This window comes from Streptomyces sp. NPDC039480 (genome assembly GCF_055597165.1).
Genome location: NZ_JBVITX010000008.1, coordinates 419,012 through 430,777, shown reverse-complemented (window position 1 = coordinate 430,777; position 11,766 = coordinate 419,012). Strand labels below are relative to the sequence as shown.

The following is an 11,766-nucleotide window of genomic DNA, read 5'->3' as shown; positions in this document are numbered from 1 at the left end:
CTCGGCTCATTCGCCGCGGTACAGCTCACGCTTGTCGATATAACGCACCACACCGTCGGGCACCAGATACCAGACCGGGTCTCCCTTGGCGACCCGCGCGCGGCAGTCCGTGGACGAGATGGCCAGGGCCGGCACCTCCACCAGGGAGACACCGCCCTTGGGCAGCCCGGGGTCGGCCAGCGTGTGGCCGGGCCGGGTGACCCCGATGAAGTGCGCGAGGGAGAACAGCTCTTCCGTGTCGCGCCAGGTGAGGATCTGGCCGAGGGCGTCGGCGCCCGTGATGAAGAAGAGGTCCGTGTCGGGGTTGAGGGCACGCAGATCGCGCAGCGTGTCCGTGGTGTAGGTGGCCCCGCCGCGGTCGATGTCGATGCGGCTGACCGAGAACTGCGGGTTCTCGGCGGTCGCGATGACCGTCATCAGATAACGGTCCTCGGCAGGTGACACCTGCTTGTCGCTCTTCTGCCACGGCTGTCCGGTCGGCACGAACACCACCTCGTCGAGGTGGAACTGCGCGGCGACCTCACTGGCCGCCACGAGGTGTCCGTGGTGGATCGGATCAAACGTTCCGCCCATGACGCCCAGGCGGCGCTTGCCGTTGCTCACCGGACCGGTAGGCATGTCCTGCTCTCCCATGCGTGCAGACCCTACCGGCCCGGTCGAGGGGCCCTGCTCCGGTCCTAGCGGTCCCGGTTGAAGAGGGTGGTGATCCACAGGAGGAGCATGAGGACGACGAAGGCGCCGCCACCGGTGAGGAGAGGGCTGAGGCTTTCGTGGTTGCCGCCGTGCTCGCCGCCCTCGGAGGCGAGAGTGACCAGCTGGGCGGCGTTGCTGTGGAGGCTCATCTCAGGCAGGACCTATCCGGAGGTGGGATGGACATAAAGATTTCCGGCCCATCGTAAGCGGGGGGCTCGCTCCGGCTTACGCCGACTCAGCCGTTGCGGTTGTCGGCGCCCTTGCCGGGCGTACCTTCCGGGGTCTCTTCGGCGCTCTCGTTGCTCTCTTCAGGGGTACGTTCCGCGCCAGGGGCGCGTTCCACGCTGTTCCCGTCCGTACGGGCCCCGCTGTCGGCTCCCTGGCGGTAGCCGCGCAACAGGAACCAGCCGACCAGTACGCATCCGACGACCATGACGATCAGCACGATCCGCAGCAGATTGCCCGGTCCCTGCTGCTCCGCGGCCTTGGCCGCCTCCGTGAGCCAGACGGCTCCAGGACTGTGCTCCATGACGGAAGACTCCTTCTGTGTGCTGCCCTGTCACGGTATCTCCGCCTACGCTGGGCCCCACCTCGGGGGCACGAGAGGACGAGACATGGGGGATGCGGCATGACCGACGACAACCACCACGGCGGGGGCGGCGAGGGGTACGAGCGCGTGCCGAGCCGGCAGCGCAGGCGCTTCCCCGGCATCTCGTCGCGGGCCTACGAGCACCCGGCGGACCGCTCGGCCCTGGTGGCCCTGCGCAAGCTGACCGGCTTCGACACGGTCTTCAAGGCGCTCAGCGGTCTGCTGCCCGAGCGGAGCCTGAGGCTCCTGTTCCTGTCGGACTCCGTACGCGTGTCCGACGCGCAGTTCGCGCACCTCAACACCATGCTGCGGGACGCCTGTTACATCCTGGACCTGGAGAAGGTCCCGCCGATGTACGTGAACCAGGACCCGAATCCGAACGCGATGTGCATCGGCCTGGACGAGCCGATCATCGTCGTGACGACGGGCCTCGTCGAACTGCTGGACGAGGAGGAGATGCGGGCGGTCGTCGGCCACGAGGTGGGCCACGCCCTCTCCGGGCACTCCGTCTACCGCACGATCCTGCTGTTCCTCACGAACCTCGCCCTGAAGGTCGCGTGGATCCCGCTCGGCAATGTCGCGATCATGGCGATCGTGACGGCGCTGCGCGAGTGGTTCCGCAAGTCCGAGCTGTCGGCGGACCGCGCGGGGCTGCTGGTCGGGCAGGACCTGCGGGCCTCGATGCGCGGCCTGATGAAGCTGGCGGGCGGCAACCACCTCCACGAGATGAACGTGGACGCGTTCCTGGAGCAGGCCGAGGAGTACGAGGCCGGGGGCGACCTGCGCGACTCCGTCCTGAAGATCCTGAACGTCCTGCCCCGCACCCACCCCTTCGCCACGGTCCGCGCCGCCGAGCTGAAGAAGTGGGCCGAGTCCCGCGATTACCAGCGGATCATGGACGGCCACTACCCGAGCCGCGAGGAAGACGGGGACACCTCGGTCTCCGACTCCTTCCGGCAGTCGGCCTCCGCGTACGCGGACGACGTGCGCAACAGCAAGGACCCGCTGATGAAGCTGGTCAACGACATCGCGGGCGGCGCGGGTGACCTGGGCGGCAAGCTCCGCGGGAAGTTCACGGGCCAGGGCGGACAGGGCGGCGGCACAGGCTCCGGTTCCGGCTCGCCGACCGACGACAAGCAGCCGTAACGGCCCGGGGCACGACGGAGATCTCAGGTCACGACGGAGCGAGCGAGGGCTGGGCCGACGCCGCCAGCGATCCGCACAGCGCCGTCGCGTCCCCCGTGGCGTACGGATCGGTGCCCGCCGGGCCCGCCGCCTTCGCCTTCTGCCCGGCGAGCAGCGGGCGCAGGTGGTTGGCCGTCTCGCCCCCGCAGGCGAGGGGGCCCGCCTGGGTGGCGGAGGTGACCAGCTCGGCCCGGTGCATCCGCAGGTCGTCGCGGTCGAAGCGGAAGCGCAGCTCGCGGCGGACGGTGAACAGGGACGCCTCGACGCGGCCCCCGTCGGCCGCCTTGCCCGCGGGCCGCAGCGCGTACACGAACGTGTGGTCCGAGGTGACCTCCAGCGCGTTCTTGCCGGCCTCCTCGACCCGCATCGTGCCCTCGACCCTGACCCGCTTGTCGGCGAGCGCGGCCGTCGCCGGGTCGAACCGCACCAGCCAGCCGGTGGCCGCGTGCCGCCCGTCGGCCGCCGGGTGCGCGAAACTCCGGTCGAACTGGGCCAGTTGGCGCGGGTCGACCAGGACCCGCACGGAGCGCGCGGAGCCGCCGGTGAGGACGTCCGGGGCGAGCGAGGACGCGACCAGATAGTCCTTGGCGGTGATCAGCGCGGCCATCACCTGGCTGTCCGAGAAGTGTGAAGTGCGGCGCGCGCCGGGGAGGTTGATCCCGGCGGCGCCCACCCGGAGCTGTGCGGCAGGGCTGCGTGCGTAGAGGTCGGGGAGGCTGGTCGAGCCGGGCACGCGGCCCGCGGGGGCGAGCGGTATCACCGTCATGCGCAGTGGCTCGGGGCGCTTGGCCGCCGGGGACTGGTAGGGCTGTCGTACGCCCATGTAGATCGCCGTGCCGAAGGCGACGGCCATCAGCACGGCGAGGACCACGAGTTGGCGGGAGAGGCCCCGGTGGAGTCCGGGGCGGCGGCGCACGGCGCGGGTGTGGTCGCCCATGCGCTCCTGTGCGGAGAACTCCTGGAGGCGGGCAGCGCGCACGAACGATTCGTCGAAGACAACCGACCCGTACTCGTCCTCGCCACCGCCGGGAGCGCCCTCGGGCGTCCCTGCGGGTGGGTCTCCTGGCCCGCCCATACCTTCAGAGTAGGTCTCCGGGACGCCCGGTAAACGCCCTGGTACACGTCAAGTTCGGTCAACTCCTCATGGCGTGCGCGGCTCGGCGGGGACGGCCGACCTGCCGAACTCGGCGGAGAGGGAGGGGCTGGGCGGCGTCTCCTTGGCGGCGCCCTGGCCGACCTCGGTCGAGGCGGGGGCGGGCACCTGGTCCTGGCGGCCCGACGACGCTCCGCGGTAGACGGCGGTGAAGGCGAGGGCGACCATACCGACGCCCATCACGAGGGCGAGCATCCAGGCGATGGGGCGGTGCCAGCGGATCTGGCCGGGGTGGCGGCCCGGGCGGCCGTACCCCTCGCCGCGGGCGAGGTGTTCATAGGCGTCGTCGAGGTCGTCGTCGCGGCCGAACTCGCTGCCGTCGTCGGGGCCGAAGCCGTCGTCGTGGAGCTCGTCGTCCGGCGCGTCGGGGCCGCGGCCGCGGGTGCGCGCCCGGCGGGCCTCGGCCTCGGATGCCTCGGCGCGCGCCTGGGCGGCGGCCAACAGCCGCTCCACCGCGGTCGGTTCGTGAATCTCCGCGGCCCGCACGAAGTCCTCGTCGAAGACCACGGAGGCGAACTCTTCGTCCGCACCCCCGCGGTCGCGGTCGTCGTCGGGCTCCCAGCCGTCAGGGAACGACGGCGTGCCCCCCACGTCCTCCGGCACCCCTCCAGCGTAGCCCTGGACGGGGTGATTTGGGCAGCCGGAAAGGGAATTCAGCGGATGTGGCCGTCGCCCGTCACGATGTACTTGGTGGAGGTCAGCTCGGGCAGTCCCATCGGGCCGCGCGCGTGCAGCTTCTGCGTGGAGATGCCGATCTCGGCGCCGAAGCCGAACTGCCCGCCGTCGGTGAAGCGCGTCGAGGCGTTGACGGCGACCGTCGTGGAGTCCACGAGCTGGGTGAAGCGGCGCGCGGCCTGCTGCGAGGTGGTGACGATGGCCTCGGTGTGCCCGGAGGTCCACAGCCGGATGTGCTCGACGGCCTGCTCCAGGGTGTCGACGACGGCGGCCGCGATGTCGTACGAGAGGTACTCGGTCTCCCAGTCCTCGGTGGTCGCGGGCACGACGGTGGCCTTGGATGCGTCCCCGTACGTGAGGACGCGCTCGTCGGCGTGCACGGTGACCCCGGCCTCCGCGAGGGCGTCCAGGGCGCGCGGCAGGAACGCGTCGGCGATGTCGCGGTGCACGAGCAGCGTCTCGGCGGCGTTGCAGACGCTGGGGCGCTGGGCCTTGGAGTTGATCAGGATGTCGACGGCCATGTCGATGTCGGCCGCGGCGTCCACGTAGACGTGGCAGTTGCCGGTGCCCGTCTCGATGACGGGGACGGTGGACTCCTCGACGACCGTCTTGATCAGGGAGGCGCCGCCGCGCGGGATGAGGACGTCGACGAGGCCGCGGGCGCGCATCAGCTCGCGCACCGAGTCGCGGTTCTCGCCCGGGACGAGCTGGACGGCGTCGGCGGGCAGTCCCGCGCCGTGCACCGCGTCGCGCAGGACGCGGACGAGGGCGGTGTTCGAGGCGTACGCCGACGACGAGCCGCGCAGCAGGACGGCGTTGCCGGACTTCAGGCAGAGGGCGGCCGCGTCCACGGTGACGTTCGGGCGGGCTTCGTAGATGATCCCGACGACGCCGAGGGGCACGCGGACCTGGCGCAGGTCGATGCCGTTGGGGAGCGTCGAGCCGCGGACGACCTCGCCGACCGGGTCGGGCAGGGCGGCCACGTCGCGCACGTCGGCGGCGATGGCGCGGACCCGCTCCGGGGTGAGGGTGAGGCGGTCGACGATGGACTCGCTGGTCCCGGCCTCGCGGGCGCGCTCGGTGTCCTTGCCGTTGGCCTCGACGATCTCGGCGGTCCGCACTTCGAGGGCGTCGGCGATCGCGAGCAGCGCGTCGTCCTTGGCGGAGCGCGGCAGCGGGGCGAGCGTGGCGGCTGCGCCGCGGGCGCGGTAGGCGGTCTGGGCGACCGGCGAGAGGTTGTCGTAGGGCGAGACGGGAGAGAGCGACGTCATGCCCGCAGGGTAATCCCCGCGCGCGGGGCGTCCACCCGGTGTTCCAGTCCCCGAGACCGGCGCGGTGCCCCCGTGGGACGACGGCTCAAAAGGGGTGCACGCCGACGGGGGCGGCCGGTAACGGACCGTAACCCTCTGCGATGCGTTGGTGATATGTGTCGCGGCCGATCACTTCGAGCCCCACGATCTCCCACGGCGGCAGCTGGGCACTCTGCCGGTGCTCGCCCCACAGGCGCAGCGCGACCGCGGCCGCGTCGTGCAGATCGCGGGCCTCTTCCCAGTAGCGGATCTCGGCGTGGTCCGGCGCGTACCTGCTGGTGAGGAGAAAGGGGTGGTCGTGGGCGAGCTGTTCGAGTCCTCGCCTGAGCTCGTCGAGCGGGGCTTCGGCGCCCGAGACGCTCAGCGTGACGTGCCACAGCCGGGGCGCCGCCGTGCTCTCGCCCTCCTGGCTCTCGCCCGCGTCGCTCTCCCGCCCGCCGGGCGGGTCGCTCTCGTACGCCGTTCCCGCGGCGACGCTCGTCAGCGTCCGCTCAGCCGAGCCGCGGGACGCCGCCCCTGGGCGTACTCGTCTCACGACGGCCTCCTTTACGCAATGGTGGTGCTGATACGCAACGGTCGTGCAGAACTGTCTTCAACAAAGTTGAGCAGGCCAAGCAGTCCCGCGGGGCGGTTTTGGGGAGTTTCACCTTCCGCGGACCGGACGGCGCGGGCCGTCCGCGATGGTTTTCAGCCGGGGCGTGTGAGGCGGGTGGGACGGACGGTCCGACGCGACCTGGGGCTTTCCGGAGGCTATCCGTGCAGCAGGACGAGGTCGTCCCGGTGCACGACCTCCCGCTCGTACGCAGGTCCGAGTTCGCGGGCCAGATCGCGGGTGGAGCGCCCGATGAGCATCGGGATCTCCTTGGCGTCGAAGTTCACCAGACCGCGCGCCACGGGCCGGCCCGCGGCGTCCCGCAGCTCGACCGGGTCGCCCGCGGTGAAGTCGCCCTCGACGGCGGCGATCCCGGCCGGCAGCAGCGACTTGCGGCCCTCGACGACCGCGTGCACCGCGCCCTCGTCGAGGGTGAGGGCGCCCCGCGGCTCGGAGGCGTGCTGCAGCCACAGGAGGCGGTCGGCGGAGCGGCGTCCCGTGCGGTGGAAGTACGTGCCGGTGGCGCGGCCCGCGAGGGCGTCGCCCGCCTGGCTCGCGGAGGTCAGGACGACGGGGATGCCGGCGGCCGCGGCGATCCGCGCCGCCTCGACCTTGGTGACCATGCCACCGGTGCCGACGCCCGCCTTGCCCGCGCTGCCGATCTCGACGTGCGCCATGTCGGCGGGGCCCCTGACCTCGTCGAGGCGGGAGCTGCCGGGCTTGGCGGGATCTCCGTCGTAGAGCCCGTCGACGTCGGAGAGGAGGACGAGGAGGTCGGCGTGGACGAGGTGGGCGACGAGGGCGGCGAGCCGGTCGTTGTCGCCGAAGCGGATCTCGTCGGTCGCCACGGTGTCGTTCTCGTTCACGACGGGCAGCGCGCCCATCGCGAGCAGCTGGTCGAGGGTGCGCGACGCGTTGCGGTGGTGGGCCCTGCGGGCCATGTCGTCGGAGGTGAGGAGCACCTGTCCGACGCGTACGCCGTAGCGCGCGAAGGAGGCGGTGTAGCGGGCCACGAGCAGGCCCTGGCCCACGCTGGCCGCCGCCTGCTGGCGGGCGAGGTCCTTGGGGCGCCGCACGAGCCCCAGCGGGGCCAGGCCGGCGGCGATGGCACCGGACGAGACGAGCACGATCTCGCGCTCGCCGCCGCTCCTGCTCTTCGCCAGTACGTCGACGAGTGCGTCGACACGGTCGGCGTCCAGGCCTCCCGCCGCGGTGGTCAGGGACGACGACCCGACCTTGACGACGACCCGCCGGGCCTCTGCCACTGACTGCCTTGCCGCTGTCACGCTGTTCCCCAAGTGATCCGATGCTCCGGATGTGCAATCTACGTGGCGCGGGAAGGCGTATTCGAGTCAGAGGCAGAAAACGGCCTCGGGGTTCAGTCTCCTTTGCCCCTTTATCCGGTGATTGATGTCACGCAAGATTGCTAGGGAGCCACTGCGCGTCATACGGTCAGTGGTCGACTTCCCCCCAGTTTCCCTTCATCCCCCTTCATCCCCGCCAGGAGCCCAAGCCCGTGCCCTCTGCCGGACTCGCCCCCCGACGCATCGTGCAGCTGTCAGCGCTGTTCGCGATGTTCGCGCTCTTCGCGACACAGCTCGCGACCGCGCTGATCCCCATCGTCCCGGTGTTCATCGCCGCGGCCGCCGCGAATCTCGCGCTCGACATCTATCTGCAGTACAAGCAGCCGGGCCTCCTCTCCCTCCTTGGCAAGATCCGCTTCGACGTGACGGTGCGCCAGCTCCTGCGCGACATGCTGATCCTCGTCGGGCTGCTCCGCATCGACGGCATAGAGCCGCTGGCCGAGCAGTCGCCGCTGACCATCGCGCTGCTCGGCTTCTACGCCCTGCATTTCGTCTGCCAGGCCGTCGCCGTGCTCGTGCGCCGCACCCGCTCGCTGCCGATCGTCACCCGCAACATCGACGCGTCGGACCTGCACCTGACCGCGGCCCCGCCGCGGATCCTGTCCCGCCGCCAGGCCCACCGTCTGCTGACCTTCTCGGTCCCGACGACGGTCGGCCTGCTGCTCACCGCGGGCACCACCGACGCGTACTGGGGCGGCATCGGGCTCGCCGTCTCCCTCACCCTGATCGGCGCCGGCGCGCTCTACCTCGCCACCTGGCTGCTGCCGAAGAAGCGGGCGAAGAACGACCAGAAGGTCACCGAGTGGCTCGACGCGTGGCTCGCGGAGTACAAGCCGACCGTCGCCATGTACTTCTCCGGCGGCACCACGTCCGCGTACCAGGCGAACATGTGGCTCTCCACGCTCGCCGCCCTCGACGGCAAGCCGCTGATCGTGCTGCGCGAGCGGTTCATGGTGCAGAAGATCGACGCGACCGACGTCCCGATCATCTGCTTCCCGAAGGTCGCCACGATGTTCTCGCTGGAGACGTCGACGCTGAAGATGATGCTGCACCCGGCGAACGCCGCGAAGACCTCCCAGGTGCTGCGCATCCCCACGATCAAGCACGCGTTCATCAACCACGGCGAGAGCGACAAGCTCTCCTCCTGCAACCCCTACGCGAAGGCGTACGACGAGGTGTGGGTGGCGGGCCCCGCGGCCCGCGACCGCTACCAGCTCGCGGACATCGGCGTGGACGACAAGGACGTGGTCGAGGTCGGCCGCCCCCAGCTGTCCCCGATCCGCCCGTTCTCCGGCGCGCCCACCGGGCCGTACACCACCGTTCTGTACGCCCCCACCTGGGAGGGCTGGGACGGCAACCCCGGCAACACCTCGGTGGTCCTCGCCGGCGAGAACATCGTCCGCGAGCTCCTCGCCGACCCGGGCGTACGCCTCCTGTACAAGCCGCACCCGATGACCGGCTCGCAGGACCCGCGCGCGGGCGCCGCCAACGAGCGCATCAAGGCGATGATCCTCGCGGCGAACGCGAAGCGCTCCGGTGCCCGTCCCGGGCCCGAGGCCGCCGCCGAACTGGCGCGGCGCACCGAGGAGCTGGACCGGCTGACCGCGCGGCGCTTCCGCAAGAGCGCGGACGAACAGGAGCGGATGATGCTCCAGGGCTCCCCCGACGGCGGTCAGCAGGCCGCCGTGGCCGCGGCGACGGCCGCGTGGGAGACCGCGTTCTGGGCGTCCTTCCCCGAGTGGGAGCACCAGATCATCACGTCCGCGCGCCCGGCGATCTTCGCCTGCTTCAACCAGGCCGACCTGCTGATCAGCGATGTCTCCTCGGTCGTCTCCGACTGGCTGAGCAGCGAGAAGCCGTACGCCGTCGCCAACACGGCGGGCATGTCGGAGGCGGAGTTCCGCGCGAGCTTCCCGACGGCGTCCGCGGCGACGATCCTCAGCCCCGAGGCGGACGGCGTGGCGGCCCTCCTGAAGGCCGTGCGCGCCCCCGAGCTCGACCCGCACGCGGAGGCCCGCGCGGAGCTCAAGGAGCACCTCCTGGGCCCCTCCGACCCGCCTTCCCTGGTCCGCTTCAACGCCGCGGCCCTCGCCCTCAGCGCCAAGGCCGACGCCCGCCGCGCCCGTATGACGTCCCGCATCGACGCGGACATCCCGGGCCAGCGCGTCGCGGAGGAAGCGGCGGAGGAGATGGAGCAGGACCCGAACGAGTCGAACGAGCCGAACGGCGCGGAGGACTCGGTCTCGGCCTGACCGACTGAGCGCATACGAAAGGGCCCCGGAGCTTGGATCCAAGCTCCGGGGCCCTTTGGTATGCGCCGCTCTGAGGCCTTGCCCTGAGACGTTGCCCAGAGGCTGGCCCTGCCGTACTAGAAGGGCTTGAAGTCGTCGTACGCCTTCTCGGCCTCGTCCCGCTCCGCGTCGCGGTCCCTGCGCCGCTGTGCGGCCGGCCTGGGCGCTTCCAGACGGTGGTCCTCGCCACGGCGGCCGAGCATCTCGGCGCCCGCCATCATCGTCGGCTCCCAGTCGAAGACGACCGCGTTGTCCTCGGGGCCGATGGCGACGCCGTCGCCGTTGCGCGCACCGGCCTTCATCAGGGCCTCCTCGACACCGAGGCGACTGAGACGGTCCGCGAGATAGCCGACGGCCTCGTCGTTCTGGAAGTCGGTCTGGCGCACCCAGCGCTCCGGCTTCTCGCCGCGCACGCGGTACAGCGCCTCGCCGCCGACCTCCTCGCGGGTGACCGTGAAGCCGGTGTCGTCGACGGCCTTGGGACGGATGACGATGCGGGTCGCCTCCTCCTTCGGCTTCGCGGCACGCGCCTCGCCGACCAGCTCGGCCAGCGCGAAGGACAGCTCCTTGAGGCCCTTGTGGGCGACGGCCGACACCTCGAAGACGCGGTAGCCGCGCTCCTCCAGATCGGGCCTGACCAGGTCGGCGAGGTCCTGTCCGTCCGGCACGTCGATCTTGTTCAGGACGACGATGCGCGGCCGGTTCTCCAGGCCCGCGCCGTACTCCCGCAGCTCGGCCTCGATGACGTCGAGGTCGGAGACGGGGTCGCGGTCGGACTCCAGGGTCGCCGTGTCGAGCACGTGCACGAGCACGCTGCACCGCTCGACGTGCCGCAGGAACTCCAGGCCAAGGCCGCGGCCCTGGCTGGCGCCCGGGATGAGACCGGGCACGTCCGCGACGGTGTAGACGGTCGAGCCGGCCGTCACCACGCCGAGGTTCGGGACGAGCGTCGTGAACGGATAGTCGGCGATCTTCGGCTTCGCGGCGCTCAGCACGGAGATCAGCGAGGACTTGCCCGCGCTCGGGTAGCCCACGAGGGCGACGTCGGCGACGGTCTTGAGCTCCAGGACGACGTCCCGGGCCTCACCCGGCTCGCCGAGCAGCGCGAAGCCGGGGGCCTTGCGGCGGGCGGAGGCCAGCGCCGCGTTGCCCAGGCCGCCGCGGCCGCCCTGGCCCGCGACGAAGGTGGTGCCCTGGCCGACCATGTCCGCCAGGACGTTGCCCTCCTTGTCGAGGACGACCGTGCCGTCCGGGACGGGCAGGACCAAGTCCTGGCCGTCCTTGCCGGAGCGGTGGTCGCCGGCGCCGGGCTGGCCGTTGGTGGCCTTGCGGTGCGGGCTGTGGTGGTAGTCCAGGAGGGTGGTGACGTCCTGGTCGACGACCAGGATCACGTCGCCGCCACGGCCGCCGTTGCCGCCGTCCGGGCCGCCGAGCGGCTTGAACTTCTCACGGTGGACGGAGGCACAGCCGTGGCCTCCGTTACCCGCGGCGGCGTGCAGCTCGACGCGGTCCACGAAGGTGGTCATGGTTCGGTGCCTCCAGAAAAGAACGGAAATGTCTTACGTCTAACACGCGAAAGGCGGACCCTCTTCCCGACACCGGGAAGAGAGGTCCGCCCTCGCGAAGAACGTGTTCTACGGCAGCCTGGATCAGGCGACCGGAACGACGTTGACGACCTTGCGGCCGCGGTGGGTGCCGAACTCCACCGCACCGGCGTCCAGCGCGAACAGGGTGTCGTCCTTGCCGCGGCCGACGCCCGAGCCCGGGTGGAAGTGCGTGCCGCGCTGGCGGACCAGGATCTCACCGGCGTTGACGACCTGACCGCCGAAGCGCTTCACGCCGAGCCGCTGAGCATTGGAGTCGCGACCGTTCCGAGTGGACGATGCGCCCTTCTTGTGTGCCATCTTGTCTCAG

General features: G+C 71.2%; 12 protein-coding genes. 2 read left to right on the top strand and 10 right to left on the bottom strand.

The window, feature by feature from the left end:
* Positions 1-6: 6 nt before the first annotated feature.
* From nadD to ACZ56E_RS26015, 3 genes are all read right to left on the bottom strand, one after another.
* On the bottom strand, positions 7-633 hold the full coding sequence (gene nadD / locus ACZ56E_RS26025) for a nicotinate-nucleotide adenylyltransferase (RefSeq protein ID WP_356262450.1): 627 nt from the start codon (positions 631-633) through the stop codon (positions 7-9).
* Between the two features lie 44 nt (positions 634-677).
* Positions 678-842, bottom strand: a complete 165-nt coding sequence (locus tag ACZ56E_RS26020) for a hypothetical protein (RefSeq protein ID WP_362995757.1) — start codon at positions 840-842, stop codon at positions 678-680.
* Positions 843-928: 86 nt separating this feature from the next.
* The gene (locus ACZ56E_RS26015; protein WP_471217800.1) at positions 929-1,222 is read right to left on the bottom strand and encodes a hypothetical protein; all 294 of its coding nucleotides are present in this window, start codon (positions 1,220-1,222) and stop codon (positions 929-931) included.
* Positions 1,223-1,321: 99 nt separating this feature from the next.
* Between ACZ56E_RS26015 and ACZ56E_RS26010 the strand changes: the two genes are divergently transcribed.
* Positions 1,322-2,428 (top strand): M48 family metallopeptidase, encoded by a 1,107-nt coding sequence (locus ACZ56E_RS26010; protein ID WP_471217726.1) that lies wholly within the window; start codon positions 1,322-1,324, stop codon positions 2,426-2,428.
* Positions 2,429-2,456: 28 nt separating this feature from the next.
* Here the strand turns inward: ACZ56E_RS26010 and ACZ56E_RS26005 are convergent, their stop codons facing one another.
* The 5 genes from ACZ56E_RS26005 to proB form a co-directional block, all read right to left on the bottom strand.
* Positions 2,457-3,542 carry an SCO2583 family membrane protein gene (locus ACZ56E_RS26005; protein ID WP_471217724.1) on the bottom strand — a complete coding sequence of 362 codons (1,086 nt, stop codon included), beginning with the start codon at positions 3,540-3,542 and terminating at the stop codon, positions 2,457-2,459.
* 66 nt (positions 3,543-3,608) lie between these two features.
* A complete protein-coding gene (locus ACZ56E_RS26000; RefSeq protein ID WP_471217722.1) occupies positions 3,609-4,223 on the bottom strand; it encodes an SCO2584 family spore wall biosynthesis protein in 615 nt (204 codons plus the stop codon).
* Positions 4,224-4,273: 50 nt separating this feature from the next.
* The gene (locus ACZ56E_RS25995; protein ID WP_468601097.1) at positions 4,274-5,566 is read right to left on the bottom strand and encodes a glutamate-5-semialdehyde dehydrogenase; all 1,293 of its coding nucleotides are present in this window, start codon (positions 5,564-5,566) and stop codon (positions 4,274-4,276) included.
* An 85-nt stretch (positions 5,567-5,651) separates the two neighbouring features.
* Positions 5,652-6,140, bottom strand: a complete 489-nt coding sequence (locus tag ACZ56E_RS25990) for a hypothetical protein (RefSeq protein WP_471217719.1) — start codon at positions 6,138-6,140, stop codon at positions 5,652-5,654.
* Between the two features lie 215 nt (positions 6,141-6,355).
* The gene (gene proB / locus ACZ56E_RS25985) at positions 6,356-7,462 is read right to left on the bottom strand and encodes a glutamate 5-kinase (protein ID WP_468601101.1); all 1,107 of its coding nucleotides are present in this window, start codon (positions 7,460-7,462) and stop codon (positions 6,356-6,358) included.
* A gap of 251 nt (positions 7,463-7,713) precedes the next feature.
* On the opposite strand from proB, the gene ACZ56E_RS25980 reads away from it, so the two are divergent.
* Positions 7,714-9,813 carry a hypothetical protein gene (locus tag ACZ56E_RS25980; RefSeq protein ID WP_471217717.1) on the top strand — a complete coding sequence of 700 codons (2,100 nt, stop codon included), beginning with the start codon at positions 7,714-7,716 and terminating at the stop codon, positions 9,811-9,813.
* Positions 9,814-9,929: 116 nt separating this feature from the next.
* Here ACZ56E_RS25980 and obgE read toward each other — a convergent pair whose 3' ends face one another.
* Both obgE and rpmA read right to left on the bottom strand, forming a co-directional pair.
* Positions 9,930-11,378 (bottom strand): GTPase ObgE, encoded by a 1,449-nt coding sequence (gene obgE, locus ACZ56E_RS25975; protein ID WP_471217715.1) that lies wholly within the window; start codon positions 11,376-11,378, stop codon positions 9,930-9,932.
* A 123-nt stretch (positions 11,379-11,501) separates the two neighbouring features.
* A complete protein-coding gene (rpmA, locus tag ACZ56E_RS25970) occupies positions 11,502-11,756 on the bottom strand; it encodes a 50S ribosomal protein L27 (protein WP_365355700.1) in 255 nt (84 codons plus the stop codon).
* Positions 11,757-11,766 lie beyond the last annotated feature (10 nt).